Raw genomic sequence first — 20,888 nt, 5'->3', positions numbered from 1 at the left:
GAAAGGGCAGGTCCAGTGGCCGGTGGTCGCTGGACCGGTACGGAGCTCCGGCTATCCCTCTTCCTCGCAAGGCTCGGTTGCCAGGAAAGCACGCAGCCCTCTTGTCTCGTCGTCCTCGAAAACCGTGCTTGTGACACTCAGTCTTACGACACGATCGAAACGGAAGGTGCGGAAGGCCTGCCGCATTTCGCACCACGCACTGAACATCCACCCATCTGTCATGTTCCAGATGACAAGCGGTCGGACGCTGCGCTCCGTCGGCTTTCCATCAACATCCTCGTAACAGATGTCGACAACGAGCTGCATCCGGATGGCCTCGCGGATCAGACTGACGGTCGGTGGGGCGCTGTTCTTGATCTGCAGGCTGAAATACGGCGCGTCGGCCAGCTTGCGTTTATCGGGATCCGGCATGCCGGCCTGGATCATGGCACGCACTTCATGTGCCGCCGATGCCAGCGCCGGGTCGCCCGTGCGCTCCACAAAGGAAAGGCCGATCGCCAGCGCATCGACCTGATCATGGGTAAACGTCATGTTGGGCAGATCGAAGCCCGGACGCAGCAGATAGCCGATGCCGGCCTCCCCTTCGATGGGAAGGCCGGACGCCTGAAGGTGGGCGATGTCCCGGTAAATTGTGCTGAGGCTGACTTCGAACCGTTCGGCAAGTTCTGCGCCCCGGATTACGTCGCGGGTCCGCATCTCGTTGATGATCCGAAACAGTCTTTCCGCGCGTCGCATTCCGTTTCCTCACGCTCCAGAAAACCGGATGCAGCCGCTTCGAGACTGCTTTCAGGTGTCGGGCCTCAGTCGGCAGCGGTCGCTTCGATCTCGAACATGAGAGGAGGAAGCGCAAGCCGGCTCACGCCAAGTAGTGTCATTGGCGGCGCAGCGTCAAGACGGCCGAACCGCGCTCCCAGGACGTCGAAGTTCTTCAGGGCCTCGTCCACATCCGTTGTGTAGACCTTGACCTGAATGACGTTGGCCAGGGTCATCCGCGCTTCGGCCAGTACGGCTTCCAGGTTGTTCAGTGAAAGCTCGATCTGACCGCGCATATCCGCGGCATGCTGAGGATTTCCCTCCCCGTCGACAGCGGTCTGTCCGGCGCAGATCAGCTGCCTGCCCATGCCTTCAACAATTTCGGCCTGATTGTAGCCGAGCCTGAGCGACCAGGGCCAGGGATTGACGGGAGTTCTGTTCATGGGGCGTCCTTTCGATCTTCCAAAACAAGAGAACGCCTATCAACCACAGGCCTCCTGTCACCGTGGTGAGAGGAGTGATCTTACCTGGGCCAGATTTTGCAGAACCTTGGCCTTGCCCAGAGCAAAAAGACATCCTGCGTTCTTGCAAACGCAGGATGCTTGCGCGCCGGTTTCCCCTGCCATGCAAGCGGGAACAGCAGGCAGGGAAATGCCGGCTTACTTCGCGAGCTTGGGGTCGATCTGCCAGACTTCGCTTGCCAGTTTGTCGCTCCGATAGGTCAGGACGTAGCGGACCGGGATCGTGTTCTTGCCGGAAAAGCGCACATTGGCGGTCACCGTCACGCCAGCTGGATTTGCGTTTTCCTGAACATTCGAGACATCGACCTTCAGCTTGCCCTGCGCCCCTGTGAACTTGGTCCAGACCGTGCCTATGTCTGCAGCACCGGTATAGACTCCATCCAACGGGCCACCGACCCATTCCAGCACGGCTTTTTCGGAATAGGACGCCTTGAGGGCATCGACCTTGCCGGTTGCGATGTTGTTGAAATGGGTACGTGCCAGGTCTTCACCCGGCCCGGCCAGGGCTGCGGATGCAAACAGAACCGTACCTGCGAAGGCAGTAGCGGCAAATTGACTGATCGGCTTCATTTCAGATCTCCATTCGTTCACTGTTCCAGATGCGATCGGCCGCATCCGGTGCTGTCCACGCAGGTGGCGGTGTTTTCCTTCCCGAAGGAGCCGAAATATCTTTTTTGCCGGCGACGGAATAATTCGCGCAGAACAGGCGTTGGTGTCAGTAGTGTCCACGAGGAAGAGCTCTTGCCCGACAAAACCCAAAACCTGCTCAGGGAGACGCCGGCGCTGCATCGATACGCGGTAACGCTGACCTGCGACCAGGCGGAAGCGGAAGACCTTGTGCAGGACTGCCTGGAACGGGCCTTGCGCAAATGGAGCCTTCGTCGGTCGTCTGTACCACTGCGGCCGTGGCTCTTCCGTATGATGCGCAATCTTCACGTCAGTCGCTGGCGGCGCTTGCGGCGCCATTCGAACCATATCGACCTGGACGATCTGGAAAACCAGCTTCAGGCGCCCGCCTCGCAGCAGGACAGCGCCGAGCTCAAGCATCTGCTGAACCGCATGCTGGCCTTGCCCGAAGACCAGCGCGAAGCACTGTTCCTGGTCGGCGTGGAAGGCTTTACCTATGCAGAAGCCGCCGCAATCCTGAACGTTGCCGAAGGAACCATCATGTCGCGCATCAGCCGCGCCCGTGCCAGACTGAGAGAAGACCCCCGCGCCTCCGAGCGTCCCCATCTAAGGAGCGTGACATGAATTCCCAGACGGTGCCTCCCATCCGGGAGGAAGACCTCGTTCGATACGTCGACGACGAGCTGCCTGCGGACCGCAGACGCGAGGTCGAAACCTATCTCAGAGACAATCCGGAAGCTGCCGCCCGGGTTGAGGCGGACCGCCGGATCTCGGCAAACCTGAAGACAGCCTATTCCCGCGTCACTGCAGAACCTCCCGGCCTGACCGCGCCTTCAGGGGGCAGATGGCTGCCGCGCGCTCGCATGGCCGCCTCCATCGCTGCGGCCCTGCTGGTTGGTGTCTTTGCCGGCTGGTCCCTGAAACCGGATGCAAGCCTGCCAGCGCATCAGCCCTTCCTGACCGATGCCCTGACGGCTCACCGAACATTCACCGTTGAGGTTGCCCATCCGGTCGAGGTGGCAGCCAGCGACCAGCGGCATCTGGCAACCTGGCTCGGCAATCGGCTGAACCATCCGTTCCGCATTCCCGATCTGCGGGTTGCCGGACTGACGCTGATGGGCGGACGCCTGCTGCCCAGCGGGGCGGATCCGGCAGCACAGCTCATGTATGACGATGCGGACGGCAACCGGGTGACCGTCTATCTGCGCCGCGGGGTCGACGGTGAACCGAAATTCCAGTTCGCGGAATCCGGCACTGAACAGGCGTTCTTCTGGAGCGACACCGGGTTCACCTACGCGGTGACAGGCGACATGCCGCGCTCACAGCTTTTGAACCTTGCCCACCTCATCCAGACCCAGCTCGACCCGGCGCAACAATCGAACTGAAAGTCGCCAGATCATTCTGAAAGAGACCTCGCGCTTTCGTGACCCCGCCCTTGGGAAGACCAGGCAGCCGGCCGGCGTAGTCAGGTGCGGGGGCGGCGCAAGACCGCCTCCGGCGCGCATGCGTCACAAGCCAACAGAATTCAGGAATTCCGATATGAAAACCTCCCTTTGTGCTCTCGCGCTGCTGGTTTGCGCCGGCCCTGCACTCGCCCAGGAAAGCACACTCGCCGATCCATCCATCAAACACCGCCCCGCCGACGGAGTTGTCAGGCTTTATGGTGCGGGCGGCCCGCACACGGCGTTCCAGAAAGTTGCAAAGGCCTTTGAAGAAAAAACCGGCAACAAGGTCGAAATCACGGCCGGCCCGGAAACCACTTGGTCCGCAAAAGCCCAGGCGGATGCCGATATCCTCTGGGGCACATCCGAACAATCGATGACGGCGTTTCTGGAAACCTATGGCAATTTTGACTCTTCCCAGGTTCAGCCAATCTATATCCGGCCCGCCATCATCGCCGTGCGCGCAGACAATCCGAAAAAGATCGAGGGCTTTGAAGACCTGCTCAAGGACGGGATCAAGATCGTCGTGACCGAGGGTGCCGGTGTCGCCAACACATCCGGCACAGGTGTCTGGGAAGACATCGCCGGAAGGACCGGAAATCTCGGTGACGTATCGGCGTTCAGATCGAACATCGTCGCATTTGAAAAAGGCTCCGGTGCCAGTTTCCGGGCCTTCAAGGACCTTGAGGCCGATGCCTGGATCACCTGGCCGAACTGGCCTATCAACAACCCGGACGTTCTGAGCCTTGTCGAACTGGACGAAAACCGCCGTATCTGGCGCGATGTCAACGTCGTGCTCTCCCCCGACGCCGACCCGCAAGCCAAGGCTTTTCTGGACTTCCTCCAGACCCCGGAAGCCGCGGTCCTGATGAAAACCGAGGGTTGGAAGCGCTAACACCGCGCTTTCGCCTTTTGCCAAGCCCCCTCCGCGCCCATGCCTCCCAGGGCGCGCAGAGGGGGATGCAACGCCTTTCCGAAACCCGCTGAGCCTACCTTTCCCATTTTTCCGCTTGCCAACCTCAACCCGCACTGTTAAACGTTTAACTGTAAAACGTTTAACAGCGTTGGGAGGCGCTGGCAGATGTCCCGGAAAAAACCGTCCATCAAGGAAGTCGCCGCTCTTGCGGGCGTGTCGATCGCGACGGTATCGAACGTCTTTTCCGGGCGCAAACCGGTCAACGACGAGCTGAAGGAGAGCGTGCACAAGGCTGCGCGCGAACTCGGTTACCAGCTCGACCGGGCCGCTTCCCAGCTGCGCTCGGGCCGAACCCGTATCATCGCGGTAATTGTCCCCGACCTCACCGACACCTTTTTTGCCACCATCGTCTCCAGACTGGAAACCGCCGCATCAGCGGAAGGTTACGACGTGATCGTCGCCAGCTCACACAACGACCGCGCGGTTGAATCCTCACGTCTGAAGGCGTTGCTCGCATGGCGGCCGGAAGGGCTGATTGCCGTGCCCTGCTCAAGCACCATGCCGCCGGAACTGAAGGAAGCAAGATCCACCTTGCCGATGGTTCTGGTCGACCGTGTTGCTGCAGAAGGGGCAATTGCCGATACGGTGACCATCGACAACCGCGAGGCAGGCGAGATTGCCGCAAGGCATCTGCTGGAGCGTGGCCACCAGAACATTGCAATCGGCGTTTCCGACCAGGATCACCCTCCGATTCTGGAAAGAACGGAAGGGGCTGCCGCCATCATCGAGGCGCAAACCGGCAAACGGCCGACCATTCTCAATCTGGGTTCCGATATCACCGCAGGCACCAGAACGCTCCTGGACTGGATGGAACGCAATCCCCTGCCGGAAGCAATCATCGCGCTTACCAACGTCACGACACTCAGCGTGTTGTCGGCCCTCGCCGAACACCGGATCGACATCCCGAGCCGCGCGTCTGTCGTCGCGTTTGACGACTATGCCTGGATGTCCGCCCGCAACACCGGACTGACGGCCATCCGACAGCCGGTCGACAAAATCGCGGAAACCGCCTGGCGCCGGCTGCTGCAGCGGATCGAGGGTGACAGCAAGGCACCCGTTACACCGACAGTGCTGAACGCGAGCCTGATCGTCCGTGCCTCGGTGCGAGATCTCGAAGCAGGCGAAGACATGCATTCGCAAACACACACCCCGGCACCGAGGGACAGCGCCTCGGCGGAAGGGCAGGAAAAGAAGATCCACTGATGCCATCCGCCAAAACAGGGCACGACGGCAGACAGGCGGCAAAGACCGCACGGACACATGGGAGGAAGAGGAGGAAAATCGGACTTCAGGATCAACGGACACTCAAACGCTATCAGTCCCGTTGATCCGGACGAGAAACGCGCGGAGTGCGGTGAGCAACCCCGCGCGTCGGCAAGATCGTCCTGAAATACCCACTAACCGATGCGGCAGGTAGATCCTCTCATCCGCCGAAACCCGTAAAGACGCCCCGTGCCGTTGCACCGGCTAAGGCGTCAGGGTTTCTGCGCGGACTCGATCATGCTCGGCCAAGATTAGCAGTGGTCTTTCAGGAAACCAACCGGTCTTGAGCGCACCCGAGAACGGGGCCGACGGACCGTTTTATTGATGGAGGAAACTGAAATGAACCCGATGAACAAGAAACTTGCCGGCGTGGCCATCGTTGCCGCCGCCCTGCTGCAGGGAACCGCTGTCCAGGCTGCATCCGGCACCGTCGCATTCCTGATGCCAGACCAGGCATCAACCCGCTACGAGGAACATGATTTCCCGGGCTTCAAGGCGGAAATGGAGAAGCTTTGCCAGGATTGCACCGTCATCTACCAGAACGCGGATGCAGACGTGGCGCGCCAGCAGCAGCAGTTCAACTCCGTTCTGACACAGGGCGCCAAGGTGATTGTGCTTGATCCGGTGGATTCCAGCGCGGCCGCCTCACTCGTCGCCCTTGCCCAGAGCCAGGGCGTGAAAGTGATCGCCTACGATCGCCCGATCCCGGACAAGACCGCCGACTACTATGTCTCCTTCGACAATGAAGGCATCGGCAAGGCAATCGCCGAGTCCCTGGTGCGCCATCTGGAAGAACAGGGCATCTCACCGGAGGCAGGCGGCCTGCTGCAGATCAACGGCTCGCCCACCGATGCCGCTGCCGGCTTGATCAAGGACGGTATTCATGCAGGTATCGCCACCGGCAAGTACGAGACGCTGGCCGAATTCGACACGCCGGACTGGGCACCGCCCAAAGCCCAGGAATGGGCCAGCGGCCAGATCACCCGCTTCGGCGATCAGATCGTCGGCATCGTAGCGGCCAATGACGGCACCGGCGGCGGCGCCATTGCCGCCCTGAAGGCTGCCGGCGTCGACCCGCTTCCGCCTGTAACCGGCAACGATGCCACCATCGCGGCCCTGCAGCTGATCATCGCCGGCGACCAGTACAACACGATCTCCAAGCCTTCTGAAATCGTTGCCGCGGCGGCTGCCAAGGTTGCCGTGCAGTTCCTGAACGGGGAAACGCCGGAAGCCAAGACAACGCTCTACGAAACACCTTCCGAGCTGTTCGTTCCGGCCGTGGTCACGCGCGAGAACCTGAAGGAAGAGATCATCGACATGGGCATCCAGACGGCTGAGGAACTGTGCACGGGCCGCTATGCCGAAGGCTGCAAGGAACTCGGCATCCAATAACTCCTCCTCCCAAGCAGGCCGCCCGACCCCAAGGGTCGACACCCGGAAGGCCGGGCGGCCATCCAGAGGACCCAGAAAACCATGAGCCGGACAAGATGACCGCCACTTCTCCCCAATCCGCCACGGATCGGCAGCCGATCCTGAGCCTCAAGGGCATTTCGAAGAACTTCGGCGCGGTGTCGGCATTGACCGATATCGAGCTGGACGTCCATCCAGGTGAAGTCGTTGCCCTTGTCGGTGACAACGGCGCCGGAAAATCGACCCTCATCAAGGTGCTCTCCGGCGTTCACGCGCCGACTTCCGGCACCATTCACTTCGAAGGCAAGCCGGTGACGATGCACGGGCCGAGCGACGCCCTGCACCTTGGCATCGCAACCGTGTTCCAGGATCTCGCCCTGTGCGAGAACCTCGACGTCGTTGCCAACATCTTCCTGGGCCAGGAACGCAGTCCCTGGCATCTGGATGAAGTGGCCATGGAAGTCCGCTCCTGGGAGCTGCTCAACGAGCTGGCGGCCCGCATTCCAAGCGTGCGCGAACCGATCGCATCGCTGTCCGGCGGCCAGCGCCAGACCGTCGCCATTGCCCGATCCCTGCTGCTCAACCCGAAGATCATCATGCTGGACGAACCCACCGCCGCCCTTGGCGTTGCCCAGACGGCGGAAGTGCTCAACCTGGTGGAGCGGGTCCGCGACAAGGGCCTCGGCGTCATCATGATTTCCCACAACATGGAAGACGTGCGCGCGGTCGCAGACCGCATCGTGGTGCTGCGGCTTGGCCGCAACAACGGTGTGTTCTCGCCGCAATCGTCCAACGAGGAACTGGTCGGAGCCATTACCGGCGCAACCGACAATGCCGTCACCCGCCGCGCCAGCAAACGGGCGGCCGCAGGCGCCACGGCATAAACAAGGAAACCACCATGAACGGCTCCGCTCCCGAACCCCGGCTGCTCGACCGCAGCGATACGCGCGTCAAGCATGCCAACAGCCTGACCGACGTCGTCAGCGCCTTCATCGATCGTGTGAAGGCAGGCGACCTCGGCTCCCTGCCCGTCATCGTCGGCCTCATCGTCATCTGGACGGTCTTCACCATACTCAATCCGCTGTTCGTTACGCCGAACAACCTTGTGAACCTCTTGTTCGACTGCTCGACAGTCGGCGTCATCGCGCTCGGCATCGTCTGCGTACTGATGCTCGGCGAGATCGACCTTTCGGTCGGCTCCATGAGCGGTGTCGGCTCGGCCCTGATCGGCGTGCTCTGGGTCAACCAGGGGGTTCCCCTGCCACTGGCGATCCTGGCGGCGCTCAGCACCGGCGCGGTCATCGGCTCGGTCTATGCATTGCTGCGCACTCAGCTTGGCATGCCCAGCTTCGTCTCGACCCTCGCCGGTCTGCTGGCGCTTCTCGGCCTGCAGCTCTACATGCTCGGCTCCACCGGCTCCATCAACCTGCCCTACGGTTCCTGGATGGTGAACTTCGGCCAGCTTCTGATGATGCCGGCCTGGGCCTCTCACGCAGTCGCACTGTTGCCTGGCGTCGCCATTCTCGTGATGGGAATTCGCAACCGGCGCCAGCGCCAGGCAGCCAATCTCTCCGTTGGCTCTGTTGGCGGGCTAGTGTTCAAGGCGCTGTTCACCACCATCGCCTTCGAAGCCGCCGTCTTCTATCTGAACCTCGGTCGCGGCGTGCCCTGGATGTTCGGCCTCTTCGCCCTGCTTGTCGTTGTCATGAACTATGTCTTCACACGCACCCAGTGGGGGCGGTCCGTGAAGGCAGTTGGCGGCAACGCGGAGGCTGCGCGCAGAGCCGGCATCAATGTCACCTTCACCTACCTCACGTCCTTTGCGCTGTGCTCGCTGCTGGCGGCCCTCGGCGGTGTTCTGTCTTCCGCACGGCTTGCCTCCGCCAGTCAGCAGGCAGGCACCGGTGACGTCAACCTCAACGCTATCGCAGCCGCCGTTATCGGTGGAACCAGCCTGTTCGGCGGACGCGGGTCGGCATGGTCGGCGCTGCTCGGCATCATCGTCATCCAGTCAATCTCCAACGGGCTGACGCTTTTGAACATGTCGTCCTCGCTCCGCTACATGATCACCGGCTGCGTGCTCGCCATTGCCGTCATCGTCGACAGTCTCGCCCGCCAGAGCCGCGTCTCTCACGGCCGCGCCTGACCGGATTTCAATTCAAGGATTTCGAACATGACCGATGAACTCAAAGGCAAGGTCGCGGCCATTACCGGTGCCGCGTCCGGGATCGGCCTGGAATGCGCCAGGAGCCTGCTCGCAGCCGGCTGCCGGGTGGTCCTGATCGACCGTGCCGAAGACAGACTGAACGCGATCTGCCAGGAGCTCGGGCCGGACGCCATTCCACTGGTGGTCGACCTCATGGACGGGCCCGCTGTCGATGGCATGCTGGACCGGATCGTGGAAAAGACCGGACACCTCGACATCTTCCACGCCAATGCAGGAGCCTATGTCGGCGGCAGCGTCGTCGACGGCGACCCGGACCAGTGGGACAAGGTGCTCAATCTCAACATCAATGCCGCGTTCCGCTCCATTCGCGCCGTGTTGCCGCATATGGTGGAACGCAAGACCGGCGATATCATCGTCACCAGTTCCATCGCCGGCCTTGTGCCGGTCGTCTGGGAGCCGATCTATACCGCCTCGAAATTTGCCGTGCAGGCCTTCGTTCACACGGTACGGCGCCAGGTCGCCGAACACGGGGTGCGCGTCGGAGCGGTCGCGCCGGGACCTGTGGTTACAGCCCTTCTCGATGACTGGCCCAAGGCAAAGATGGACGAAGCCCTTGCCAACGGCAGCCTGATGCAGCCTCGGGAAGTCGCTGATGCCGTCCTGTTCATGCTCAGCCGCCCGCGCGGCGTCACCATCAGGGACCTTGTCATTCTGCCGCAAAGTGTGGACCTTTGAGGCATGAGCAAATTTCTGATTGGTATTGATGTCGGCACAGGCAGTGCCAGGGCTGGTCTGTTCGACCAGTCCGGCAATCTGGTTGCATCGGCAAAACGTGACATCGCCCTCTTCAACCGGGGCCCAAACCTTTACGAACAGTCATCCAACGACATCTGGCAAGCCGTGGCCGCCACCGTACGCGAAGCGGTTGGCACGGCCGGGATCGATCCGGGCGATGTGGCCGGGATCGGCATGGACGCCACCTGTTCGCTGGTGGTCATCGGCCCGCAAGGCAGCCCGCTGCCGGTAGGCGATACGGACCATCCGGAGCGCAACATAATCGTCTGGATGGATCACCGCGCCCTTGACCAGGCCGAACGCATCAACGCCGGTGGCCACGACGTGCTGCGCTATGTCGGTAGCCAGATTTCACCGGAAATGGAAACTCCGAAGCTGCTCTGGCTGAAAGAGAACCGGCCAGAGATCTTCGGCAAAGCCGAGCATTTTTTCGACCTGACCGATTTCCTGACATGGCGGGCGACCGGCAGCCTTGCCCGGTCCATCTGCACGGTTACCTGCAAATGGACCTACCTTGGTCATGAGCGCCGCTGGGACGCCGATTATTTCCAGTCCATCGGTCTTGCCGAACTCTGCGCGAATGATTTTGGCCGCATCGGCACCACCATTGTCGATGCGGGAACGGCTCTGGGCAGCGGACTGACGGCAGAAGCGGCGGCAGACCTGGGTCTGCGTGAAGGGACACCCGTTGCTGCCGGGCTGATCGATGCACATGCGGGCGGTGTCGGCACGGTCGGGTGGCAGGACCAGACAGAGGCGGGATCGGCGACAAGCCGGATGGCCTATGTCTTCGGCACCTCCGCCTGCACCATGACCTCGACAACAGAACCTGCCTTCGTGCCAGGCGTCTGGGGACCTTATTTCTCCGCGATGGTTCCAGGCCTCTGGCTGAACGAGGCGGGCCAGTCGGCGGCAGGTGCCGCCATCGACCATCTGGTCCGTTTCCACCCGGCCTCCACTGAGGCCCTCAAGCAGGCAAGGGAAGCAGGTCTCGGCCTCAACCAGTGGCTTGCTGCTGAAGCCGAGCGGCTTGCACCGGAGGGGACAGACATTTCAAGGCTGGCAGACGGTCTGCATGTGGTCCCTGAATTTCTCGGCAACCGTGCACCGTTTGCGGATCCGGAAGCCAAGGCCGTCATTGCGGGCCTCGATATGGACACATCCGTCGCCGCTCTCGTCAGGCTCTATGTCGCGGGCATCTGCGGTCTCGGATACGGCCTCAGACAGATTGTCGAGGCGCAGTCCGCAAAGGGCATCCGGACGGACACCATCGTCGTCAGTGGCGGTGCAGGCCAGAGCCCTTTGGTGCGCCAGCTTCTGGCGGATGCCACGGGCCTCGTGATCGCCGCTCCCAAAACCGCGGAACCGGTCCTTCTCGGCTCGGCCATGCTCGGCGCTGTCGCTGGTGGCCTGCAAAAGGACATTCCGGCCGCCATGGCCGCCATGTCGGCAGCCGGCGAAACCTATGCACCCGGCGACGCCGAGGCCACATCCTACCACAACAAGCGGTACGAAGCTTTCGAGCTGCTCCAGCAGGCCGCCCGCAAGATCCGCGGATAACGCTGCCTGCCATTCCAAACGGAAAGAGAGACATGAAGTTTTTTGTCGACACGGCGGATGTCAGCGACATCCGCGACCTCACAGAACTCGGCCTTATCGATGGTGTTACCACCAACCCGTCCCTGATCCTCAAGTCCGGCCGGGACATCACCGAAGTGACCCGCGAGATCTGCTCCATTGTCGAAGGTCCTGTTTCGGCCGAAGTCACGGCGACCGAGTTCGAGGCAATGGTGCGGGAAGGCAAGACCCTTGCAAGGATCGCCCCCAACATCTGCATCAAGCTGCCGCTGACGCTGGATGGTCTAAGAGCCTGCCGGGCACTGACTGCCGAAGGGTTCAAGACCAACGTCACCTTGTGCTTTTCCGCCAATCAGGCGCTGCTGGCCGCCAAGGCCGGAGCAACCTTCGTTTCCCCGTTCATTGGCCGACTGGACGATATGGTCATGGACGGAATGGAGCTGATCCGCGAGATCCGGCAGATCTACGACAATTACGGCTTTGAGACCGAAATTCTTGCCGCCTCGATCCGAACGGTCAATCACGTCAAGGAAGCCGCGTTGATCGGCGCCGATGTGGCAACCGTGCCGCCGGCAACGATCAAGGCGCTGGTCAAGCACCCGTTGACCGACAAGGGACTGGAGCAGTTCCTTGCGGACTGGGCAAAGACCGGCCAGACCATCGCCTGATCGACTGAAGAGTACGTCCAGACAACTTGCCGGTTCCACCCATGGGCGGAGCCGGTAAATCCACTCGAATTGAACCCGATGACGGTTCGGGCGTTTCCAATGGAGAGACATCCATTGGAGGATAGTATGCGCCCGCACGAAAATGTCCGGACGATTGCAGCCCTTGCCACCGCACTGACCCTTGTGTGCGGCACCGCTCTTGCAGACGACAAGAGCGGCGACTGCAAGGTTGAACCCGGCGCAAAGTCGCAAGACAGGGTTCCCACCGATACTGAAGAAACTGCCAGCCTCTCTGACTGCGACGGTGTTTTGACGCCAGCCCCGGTCGGAGACCGCGAGCTTGTCGAACCTGCCCCCGATGTCGGTGAAACGCCGGTCATCACTCCGGAGGAGATCCCGGATCAGCAGCCGGCGGACTGAGGCGACCGCCAGCCAGATCGATGATACTTAAGACCGCAGCAAACGCTTGGTGGACCCGACAGCGGTTGCGATCTGGGAATAATGCGTCTTGCGCTTTTCCGAGTTTCCGGCCGAACGCAGCAGCTTGGTGACGCTCTCGTCGATGGCTTCCGATGCTTCACGGCGAGCCTGCTCGAGATTGGCCGTGGAAACGGCCCGGTAGGTACGCTGACCCACGGCGGCGCGCGGAGCGCTCCGGTCCTGGTATTTTGAGACAATGCCATCGAGCTTGCGGGAAAGGCTCCGCAATTCCCGCGCCGCGTCGCGATAGTTTGGCCGGTTTTCAATTGTCGAGGCGGCGCGCCCCAGAACATTCCTCAAACAGTCGAAGCGGTATTCGGGCCGGATGGAATTGCGACACTCGTTGCTGCCGTTCTGGATTATCCAGATGACACCGCGGGTGACCCTTTCGTCGAGATCATAGGATGCGCTCAGCTTCGGGTCGCGTTCCTGCCGATCGACATCATAGGAAGGGCCAGACGGTTCGCTGCTCATGGAAGAGCTGTACTGGGCAAGCAGTAGCTCCTCCAGAACCGAACCCAATGGATCTGCAGGCGCAAGCGACTGGCCACCCGGCACGGCGACCGCATAAGCAGGCACACTGGCAGCCGTCACGACTTGTCCGGCGAGCACGGCAACGGCCACACCTGCGCAAAACCTGTTTCCAAACATGACTTCCTCCAATCAACTATTCAAACACATCGAACAAATCACCAGAGACAACTGACCGAACCGGGCAGCAATCACGATTGGCGCGACACCTGCTATCGGAAAAGCAGCAAAAATCTGCAATAAGACTTAGAAAAACGTCTGCACTGTCTACATTGAAATCAGGGATTGATATTTCCCGAAATGTTTCTTTTGATTGTTCTTTTTCAATTTTAACCCCTTGGAATAAAAGAACAAGTCAAAAATTACCTTGCGTCATGCAACGCGCAACAAAGGCTTTGGAAGGCGGAAATCGATCTCAGCCGGAAAACGCTTTGGCCCCTATTCGGAAAGCCCGTAAGCTTTGCGCAGACCTCTCTGGGTCTGTGGGCCGAACTGGCCGTCAATGGTCCCGGTATAGAAAGAGCGTTCTGAAAGTTTCCGTTGAAGGGAGCGCCGTGTCGTGGCCTTGAACATCTTCGGGTTTTCCGAGAGCTGGCTCAAAACTTCCTCGTTGCCGGATCTCAAGGCGCGATAAAGATATTCTGCCGCATCATCCGGTTCCTTGCCATCGACCACACCGTCATCGATCAGGGCTGCGTAATTGAACATTGCTTCCGGGTGCCGCTGATCGGCAGCCTTTCCGAACAGCTCGATTGCCTTTTTCGGATCACGCGCGATCCCCAGGCCACCCTGATAATAAAGGAACCCGAGATCGTTGATGGCATCCGCAAAGCCCTCGTCTGCGGACTTGCGAAACAGTTCCAATGCCTTTTCGACATCCTGTTCGACGCCAATGCCGCGCTCATACATGCGGGCAAGCTCGAACATGGCTTCAGGATCACCCGCTTCCGATGCGGTTTCCAGAAATGCTGCCGCACGGGAGGGATCGTAGCGGTCCTCGCTCGGGTTGAGGCGCATGTAGGCAAGGCCTTTCAGCGCCCTGCTGTCGCCCTCCCTTGCCGCCACCTGCAACTGCTCTTCCTGGCTGACTTCAAGGCGCCCCCAGGCGTTAAGACGGTCTGCCGCCGCAAGCACGTTGACCTCCTGGCTGCCGCCCGCAAGGAAGTAGGGTTTGCCGGACAGTGAGCCGTAGGTGTGCGGCTCCTGCGCGTTGGCGGTGGCTTTCAGCACGGAATCGCGCACCTGCCGGAAGGCAAGGCCTATTTCCAGATCCCTGATCTTCAAGGTCTGGGCCAGTGCCGATGCAAACGGACTGTTTTCACCTGCCCCGTCCAGTGCAACGGCTCCTGCTTCGGCGGCGTAGGCCACCAGCGTGCCGCGTTCGGGAGAAGGTGCTGCCAGCCCACGGCCGTAAGCCCCCTGATTTACGGTGAGCGTTTCCTGCCCGCCCACATCGGCAAACGGGTCGTTCCGGCAGGAATCCAGGATCACGATCCTGAGCTGCCGGGCCTTGTCGACCGCTTCCAGAATGTCATCGAGAGAAATCGAGGTATCGGCAACCTGCTGCCGGCTGCCGGCCTTGGCGTCGGAGGGAACCAGGAAATTGCGTCCGCCGACTTCAATCCCGTGTCCGGCAAAATAGACGAGAGCCACATCCGCCGTTTCCGCCTCGAAGGCGAAACGGTCCAGCAGTTCGCGGAACTCCGCAAGTCCGATGTTGAAATGCTCGGACACTTCGAAATTCAGTTCATTCAAGGTGTCCGAAATCAGCTTGCCGTCATTGGTGGTGTTGCTCAGATCGGGAGCGTTCTCATAGCCTGCAATGCCGACCACAAGCGCCATGCGCCGTTCCGCGAACGGGTCCGTCGCCGCGTGAGCTGACAGGCCCGTCAGCACCAGAAACACCACAACAGACCAGACAGCCAATCCGTTGATTTTAAAAGTCTTCAACAGCAGTTCGACCCGGTTTCGCATTTGGCGCAATCACATGAAAACCCTGTTTCCGGCTTGGGACAAGTCCTGGAAACACCGCTTTCATAATTGGCGGATTACCTTGCGAAAACAAGCCCTCTTTTCGCAGCGTCACCTGACTGCAGCTGTCCCCCTCCGACCGGTACAATCCCAAAAAAGCGGCCGGTCCGCGACAAACGAACCGGCCAAGGCGGACATTGCCTGAAGACCACATCAGACAATCCGGGTTGATCAGCCACCTTGCGCAGTCCCGCAAATCTTGCGCTGAAAAGCGGCTGTCGACCGTAAAATGCTTCCAGTTGCCTACTCCTCGCGGAAAGCACGTGACATGCTGTCGACGATCGGCTTGGTCAGATACTGCATGAAGGTTCGCTCGGCCGTCTGGATCATGATTTCCGCGGGCATGCCCGGGGTCGGAACGAAGTTAAGCACCCTTGTCAGTTCGCCCGGCGAGATATCGATGCGAGTGACGTAAACCTCACGCATGATGCCCGTACTGTTGTCGGTGATTGCATCTGCAGACACATATTGCACTTCGCCTTCCAGCACCGGAGTGGTGCGTTGATTGAGGGCGGACAGGCGAACAGTGGCCTGCTGGCCGATATGAACGCTGTCGATATCGGTTCGCGAAATCAGTGCCTCGATGATCAGCGGTGCGTCGGACGGCAGAATCTCGACAATCGTCTTGCCGCTTTCGATAACCCCACCGGCTGTGTGGTAGTGCATGCGTACGATGGTGCCTGAAACCGGTGCCTGAATGACGGCACGTTCAAGAACGTTGCGCGCCTTGCGGGACTGCTCTCTTGCCGCATCCAGCTCGGCCTCGATCGATTGCAGGTCATCAAGCACCTTCTCGTTATAGGCAGCCCGTGTCTGCTTGACCTGTTCCTGGTGTTGCAGGACCTGGGCATTGGCCTCCTGCATGGACGATGCCAGCCTCCCGATCTGCCCTTCCGCTTCTGCGATCGCTCTTTCCAGTGCATTCAGGGTCGGCTTCAGAAGAAGGCCTTTTTCGAAGAGAAGTTTCTTGCCCGTGTGTTCTTCCTGCAGGATCGCAAGCTGCCTGATCATGGCATCATGCTGTTCACGGTAGCCGTCGCGGCGGTGCTGAAGGGATTCGATCGTGCTCTCCAGAATCCTGATATCACTCGTCAGCTTGGCCTGTGATCCGATGAAACTCAGCTTCTGGCCGGCGATGATGGTGGCAATTTCCTCATCGTCCTTCAGGTCCAGCAATGTTTGCGGGAATTCCACCTCCTTCAGCCAGAGATATTCGGCGCGCAGACGGGCGTTGATCGCTTCCAGCCGCGCCAGCTTGAGTCCCAGCTGTCGCTCGTTTGCGGATGCGACGGTTTCGTCGAGACGAACAATCGGATCGCCTTTTTGAACGCGCTCGCCCTCCTGCACCAGGATCTCCTTCACGATCCCGCCTTCGTAGTGCTGAATCTGCTTGTTCTGTCCGGTTGCGACAAAGGTTCCGCTTGAAATCACGGCGGCTGCCAACGGCGCGGTAAAGGACCAGGCGGCAAAGCCTCCTATAAAGAAGACCAGCATGAAAACGCCGATCAGCGTGTGCCAGAAAATCGATCTCGGCACTGCCGAATACCAGTCCATCGGTTCGTGATGTGTCAGAGCGTTGCTCATCTTTTCCCCCTGGCTTGAGCCGTCCCTGGCGGCTGCCAACGCTTATCCTTGTTGCTGAACCGCTCTTTGTTTCTTCCGGTCGGCAAGGAGTTCCAGCACCTCGTTGCGGAAACCGAACATGCTGATGGAGCCGTCGGCCAGAACAAGGATCCGGTCGACACATTTCAGCAGGGACGGCTTTTGCGTGATCGCGACGACGGTGATGCCTTCGGCCTTGGCATGTGCCATTGCCCGTGCAAGTGCCTCGTCGCCGTTGGTGTCCAGATTTGAGTTGGGTTCGTCCAGAACGACGAAACGTGGGTTACCGAAGAACGCCCTGGCAAGCGCGATACGCTGCTTCTGACCGCCTGACAGCGGTGCACCGTCGGCCGCGACGACCGTTTCATAGCCGTGGGCCAATTCGGAAATCATGGCGTGCACGTCGGCCAGACAGGCAGCTTCGTAGATCTGCTCGTCCGAAGCATCTTCGCGCATACGGCCGATGTTCTGCTTGATCGTGCCCGGAAAGAGCTGAACGTCCTGCGGCAGATAACCGATGTTTTCACCCAGCTGCCGCTGGTTCCAGTTGCGCAGGTCCATCAGGTCCAGACGCACCGCGCCCGATGTCGGCAGGATGGATCCCACCAGCATCTTGCCGAGTGTGGTTTTTCCGGCTCCCGAGTTGCCGATGATCGCAAGAGAGTCCCCGGCTTTCAGCGAGAAGGTGATGCTGTTGAGCACGACCCGCTTGGTCCCCTGGGGCACGTAGAGCAGGCGTTCGACATCAAGCCGGCCTTGCGGCTTGGGCAGAACGAGACGTTCGGAGTTGAGCGGCGAGGATTTCAGCAGTGTCGAGATCCGGCCATAGGAATTGCGCGACAGCAGATACTGGTTCCAGCCTTCGATCGCGCCCTCGATGGGCGACAGAGCCCGGCCGCCGATAATGGAGGCGGCAATCACCATGCCCCCGGTCAGTTCACCCTGGATGGCAAGGAAGGATCCCCACCCGAGCATCGCTACCTGCGTCAGAAGCCGGACCGCCTTGGTGATGGAGGCCGAAACAATGTTTCTGTCCTGCGCACTGACCTGCGCGCGCAGCGAAGCAGCCGTATCGCGCCCCCACAGGTGAACCGCTTCCGGGATCATGGCCAGGGCGTTGATGATCTGCGAATTCCTGGACATGGCATCCAGATGCAGGTTCGCCTTGCTCTGGTTCTGGTTGGCATCGCTGAAATGCCGGGACGTGATCTTCTGGTTGATCACCGCGATCACGAGCAGGATCACACAGGTGCCGCCGACGATCATCCCGAGGTGCGGATGAATGAGGTAGATCGCGACCAGGAAAAGCGGCGCGAAGGGACCGTCCAGAAATGCCATCATGGTGCCGGACACCAGAAAACCCCGCAATTGCTGCAGGTCGTTCAGGATCTGGTACTCCTTGCCGTTGCTGTTGAGCGAAGCTCGTGCGGCGGCTGCGAGGATGGGTGAACCCAGTTGCGATGCGAGCTCGACCGCCGTGCGCATAAGAATGAAGCGGCGGATGGCATCGAAGGCTGCCTGCAGCAGGACCGCCCCGACGATCACGCCTGTCAGCATGACCAGCGTGTCCAGCGAGCGGCTGGTCAGGACCCGGTCCGAGATCTGGAACAGATAGACCGGAATTGACAGCACAAGCACATTGATGACGCAGGAAAACATCAGCACGATGAGAAGATTGCGCCGAACGGCGGCGACGCCGTTTTCGAGTGCCTTGGAAAGATCGGGCGGTGTCGTCCGTCGGTGGAACTCGGGCTTTTCAGCCTTGGCTTTGCCAGTGCCTGTTCCTGTGCCAGTGCCTGTCCGGGCGGACTTGCCGCCGTCCGCCGGTTTCGCTCTTGCGTCTCCCGACTTCAGGGTAGGTCCGCCCGCAACGGCTGCTGCCTCTGCGCCGACAAGTCGTGCATCACCCTTTTTCGCATCGGGGCCCAGCACCTGCGGCTCACCCGCCCGGTTCGTCCGCTGCCCATCGGCAACATCATATGAAATGGTCATGAGCTGCCTCCCCTAAGCGACCATTGTCGCCATCGGATCGACACAGACCTCGTCCGGCACCTGGTTCAGGTTGACGGTTTCAAGATCGTTGTCACCATTGGTCAGCATGCCGTCGGCCAGGAAGACAACGGCCTCCGACGCAAGACCCGCCCCGCCGTGATCAGGTTGCTCGACATCTGCGGTCAGGATCTCCGCCTGGTAAAGCAAAGCTTCCGAATAGGTGTCGCCACCGACGCGAACAACATTGTCCACGCTGGCTTCCTGGATCACCGCGGCATTGTAGAGAAGGTTTGAATCGCCGTTGATGCTGGTGCCTTCGCTTGAGACATCGACCCCAAGCGTGGCGATGCTGTCGCTGTCGCCCAGGATATTGACCTGTTCGAGGTAATTGATGTCGTAGACATCACCGGAGATATAAAGAACGTTCAGCTGGTTGAAAGGCGAGGTTTCCCCGCTGAAGAGCCCGGACAGGAAGTCATCGCCGAGATCCTCTTCACCTGCCGTTGCGAGCCGGTTCGCGCTTGCCGGATCCAGGTCGACGACGGAACTGTTGTAGTTGGAAACGATATAGGCCTCGTTCCAGAGCAGATTGTCGATCTGCCCGTCAGGCATCGGCATGGAAGCGTCTTGTGTACCTTCGGCAATGACCTGATCGAAATTTACCATGACGTTGGTCTGGCTGATCACATTGGCCGAGTAATAGTCGCCTCCGATCAGGATCAGATCGAAGAAGGTGCTCAGTTCCGTAAGGTTGAGAGCATTTGTCAGAATATTGCCACCGGACATGATCGTCGTGCCCGAGCCGTCTTCCTGGTAGACGATAGTATCGTTGTCGACCAGGTAGTTCTTCTGGGTCAGCCAGTTCACGAAGGTCATGTCACCGTCGTGGAAGGTGATATCCCAGAGTGAATGATTGCCGACCGGAGCAACATCCATGGGCAGATCCGAACCGGTGTTCATGATCGATGCGATGTTGTAGCTGCCGGTACTCGGATCCGTCGCCCACTGGCCAAGCCCCGCCAGATGCGGCGCTGCCAGAACATTTGTCTGGCTGATAATGTCGAGATCGTAATAATCGCCGGCCACAGCTATGGTCGCGGCCTTGCCCCAGACGTCCACCAGAATGGCCTGATTGATCAGTGTGTTGTTGCCGGCACTGATTTGCAGCGAAGCGGAAGTTCCGGCGGTGTCCACCAGCGAAGCGAACTCGCCCGAGACACTTTGCGGTCCCTCGAGCACCACGTCATCGGAGTTCGCTTCGGCGTCATCGTCCGGAGCACGGCCCCTCAAATGCTTGATGACTTCGTCAAGACGGGCGGCTTCCTCGACAACGATACCGTTCTGATAGAGCTGCCCGGTGTCATCTCCGGTTGCCAGAACCTGTTGCCCGACACCGGGAGCGCCGGTTTGCATGGTTTGGGCTGTTTCCGTCCAGGCGGCGACGGTCGCGCTCAGATTGCCTGCCGGATTGTCTGCTTCCGTAAAGCTGAACCTGCCGGTGATCCCGGCAGCCTCCAGCGCATCGAGGAAGGAGAGGAGTGATGGTGCTTCATAATCGAAATGATAGTGGAGACCCGTGTTGGACAGATAGTCGTTGTCCTCCAGCACGTTTTCGGACCGGGACACAACGGCGAAGCTGTTGGGCAGCACTTCGTGCTGGAACGTTATGAAGCGGACACCGCCTGTCAGCGCGATGGTGTAGGGATTGAAAGTCCCCTCAACCGGCGGCGGCATCAGATGTGCCCGCATGCCAATGCCATCCCACTCATAAAAGTTCAGGGCGGCGGGAATGTCGTCGTAGTAGCTGTAACCATCGAATTCGTAATGGATATTCGGATTGAGGTCGAGCAGCTGATAGTCCGGCCAGACTGTCGGCAGGGCCTCCATCGTCTCACCTTGCTCTGCCTGTTCGGCAGCAAGCTGTGCCGCGCGGAATTCAAGATACTCAAGGCGGGCGCGGGCCTCCTCGAGTGACATGGAAAAGCTTCCTACAAAATGCGAAATCGCTTCACGCGTAAGGTCATCATAAAAAAACATGTCAGCCCCCTAATC

Annotated in this window: 19 protein-coding genes; 11 read left to right on the top strand and 8 right to left on the bottom strand. The window is 60.2% G+C overall.

From position 1 onward, the window contains the following. Positions 1 to 51: 51 nt before the first annotated feature. From FIU93_RS09255 to FIU93_RS09245, 3 genes are all read right to left on the bottom strand, one after another. A complete protein-coding gene (locus FIU93_RS09255; RefSeq protein ID WP_152505430.1) occupies positions 52 to 735 on the bottom strand; it encodes a YafY family protein in 684 nt (227 codons plus the stop codon). 65 nt (positions 736 to 800) lie between these two features. Continuing rightward, positions 801 to 1,196 (bottom strand): Rid family hydrolase, encoded by a 396-nt coding sequence (locus FIU93_RS09250; protein ID WP_062486840.1) that lies wholly within the window; start codon positions 1,194 to 1,196, stop codon positions 801 to 803. 216 nt (positions 1,197 to 1,412) lie between these two features. Continuing rightward, positions 1,413 to 1,844, bottom strand: a complete 432-nt coding sequence (locus FIU93_RS09245; RefSeq protein ID WP_152505429.1) for a nuclear transport factor 2 family protein — start codon at positions 1,842 to 1,844, stop codon at positions 1,413 to 1,415. A gap of 171 nt (positions 1,845 to 2,015) precedes the next feature. Here FIU93_RS09245 and FIU93_RS09240 point away from each other — a divergent pair, with 171 nt between their 5' ends. The 11 genes from FIU93_RS09240 (at position 2,016) to FIU93_RS09190 (ending at position 12,620) form a co-directional block, all read left to right on the top strand. Beyond that, positions 2,016 to 2,525, top strand: a complete 510-nt coding sequence (locus FIU93_RS09240; RefSeq protein ID WP_051990203.1) for a sigma-70 family RNA polymerase sigma factor — start codon at positions 2,016 to 2,018, stop codon at positions 2,523 to 2,525. Continuing rightward, positions 2,522 to 3,286 carry an anti-sigma factor gene (locus tag FIU93_RS09235; RefSeq protein WP_152505427.1) on the top strand — a complete coding sequence of 255 codons (765 nt, stop codon included), beginning with the start codon at positions 2,522 to 2,524 and terminating at the stop codon, positions 3,284 to 3,286. Before FIU93_RS09240 ends, FIU93_RS09235 begins: the two co-directional genes overlap by 4 nt. A gap of 154 nt (positions 3,287 to 3,440) precedes the next feature. Next, a complete protein-coding gene (locus tag FIU93_RS09230; RefSeq protein WP_062486836.1) occupies positions 3,441 to 4,238 on the top strand; it encodes a substrate-binding domain-containing protein in 798 nt (265 codons plus the stop codon). A gap of 186 nt (positions 4,239 to 4,424) precedes the next feature. After that, positions 4,425 to 5,522: a LacI family DNA-binding transcriptional regulator gene (locus tag FIU93_RS09225; RefSeq protein WP_152505426.1), complete on the top strand. Its 1,098-nt coding sequence runs from the start codon at positions 4,425 to 4,427 to the stop codon at positions 5,520 to 5,522. Positions 5,523 to 5,921: 399 nt separating this feature from the next. Further along, a complete protein-coding gene (locus tag FIU93_RS09220; RefSeq protein WP_152505425.1) occupies positions 5,922 to 6,974 on the top strand; it encodes a sugar ABC transporter substrate-binding protein in 1,053 nt (350 codons plus the stop codon). Between the two features lie 95 nt (positions 6,975 to 7,069). After that, the gene (locus tag FIU93_RS09215; protein ID WP_055661540.1) at positions 7,070 to 7,876 is read left to right on the top strand and encodes an ATP-binding cassette domain-containing protein; all 807 of its coding nucleotides are present in this window, start codon (positions 7,070 to 7,072) and stop codon (positions 7,874 to 7,876) included. Between the two features lie 14 nt (positions 7,877 to 7,890). Then, the gene (locus FIU93_RS09210; RefSeq protein ID WP_055661539.1) at positions 7,891 to 9,138 is read left to right on the top strand and encodes an ABC transporter permease; all 1,248 of its coding nucleotides are present in this window, start codon (positions 7,891 to 7,893) and stop codon (positions 9,136 to 9,138) included. Positions 9,139 to 9,165: 27 nt separating this feature from the next. Further along, complete coding sequence (locus FIU93_RS09205; protein ID WP_023000112.1) at positions 9,166 to 9,894, top strand: SDR family oxidoreductase; 729 nt, start codon at positions 9,166 to 9,168, stop codon at positions 9,892 to 9,894. 3 nt (positions 9,895 to 9,897) lie between these two features. Continuing rightward, positions 9,898 to 11,514, top strand: a complete 1,617-nt coding sequence (locus FIU93_RS09200) for an FGGY-family carbohydrate kinase (RefSeq protein ID WP_152505424.1) — start codon at positions 9,898 to 9,900, stop codon at positions 11,512 to 11,514. Positions 11,515 to 11,546: 32 nt separating this feature from the next. Then, on the top strand, positions 11,547 to 12,200 hold the full coding sequence (gene fsa / locus FIU93_RS09195; protein ID WP_152505423.1) for a fructose-6-phosphate aldolase: 654 nt from the start codon (positions 11,547 to 11,549) through the stop codon (positions 12,198 to 12,200). Between the two features lie 126 nt (positions 12,201 to 12,326). Continuing rightward, the gene (locus tag FIU93_RS09190; RefSeq protein ID WP_152505422.1) at positions 12,327 to 12,620 is read left to right on the top strand and encodes a hypothetical protein; all 294 of its coding nucleotides are present in this window, start codon (positions 12,327 to 12,329) and stop codon (positions 12,618 to 12,620) included. A 27-nt stretch (positions 12,621 to 12,647) separates the two neighbouring features. Here FIU93_RS09190 and FIU93_RS09185 read toward each other — a convergent pair whose 3' ends face one another. The 5 genes from FIU93_RS09185 to FIU93_RS09165 all read right to left on the bottom strand — a co-directional run bounded on the left by FIU93_RS09185 (position 12,648) and on the right by FIU93_RS09165 (position 20,813). Next, positions 12,648 to 13,331, bottom strand: a complete 684-nt coding sequence (locus FIU93_RS09185) for a hypothetical protein (RefSeq protein ID WP_023000108.1) — start codon at positions 13,329 to 13,331, stop codon at positions 12,648 to 12,650. A 318-nt stretch (positions 13,332 to 13,649) separates the two neighbouring features. Next, on the bottom strand, positions 13,650 to 15,161 hold the full coding sequence (locus tag FIU93_RS09180) for a caspase family protein (protein ID WP_208993872.1): 1,512 nt from the start codon (positions 15,159 to 15,161) through the stop codon (positions 13,650 to 13,652). 324 nt (positions 15,162 to 15,485) lie between these two features. Then, entirely contained in the window at positions 15,486 to 16,826 is a 1,341-nt protein-coding gene (locus tag FIU93_RS09175; protein WP_031269001.1) for an HlyD family type I secretion periplasmic adaptor subunit, read from the bottom strand. 42 nt (positions 16,827 to 16,868) lie between these two features. Further along, positions 16,869 to 18,836 carry a type I secretion system permease/ATPase gene (locus tag FIU93_RS09170; RefSeq protein WP_152505421.1) on the bottom strand — a complete coding sequence of 656 codons (1,968 nt, stop codon included), beginning with the start codon at positions 18,834 to 18,836 and terminating at the stop codon, positions 16,869 to 16,871. A 12-nt stretch (positions 18,837 to 18,848) separates the two neighbouring features. After that, positions 18,849 to 20,813 (bottom strand): hypothetical protein, encoded by a 1,965-nt coding sequence (locus tag FIU93_RS09165; protein WP_152505420.1) that lies wholly within the window; start codon positions 20,811 to 20,813, stop codon positions 18,849 to 18,851. Positions 20,814 to 20,888 lie beyond the last annotated feature (75 nt).

This window comes from Labrenzia sp. THAF35, from assembly GCF_009363595.1.
Classification (GTDB): Bacteria; Pseudomonadota; Alphaproteobacteria; order Rhizobiales; family Stappiaceae; genus Roseibium; species Roseibium algicola.
The sequence above is the reverse complement of the archived record's forward strand: the minus strand, read 5'-3'. Positions and strand labels throughout refer to the sequence as shown.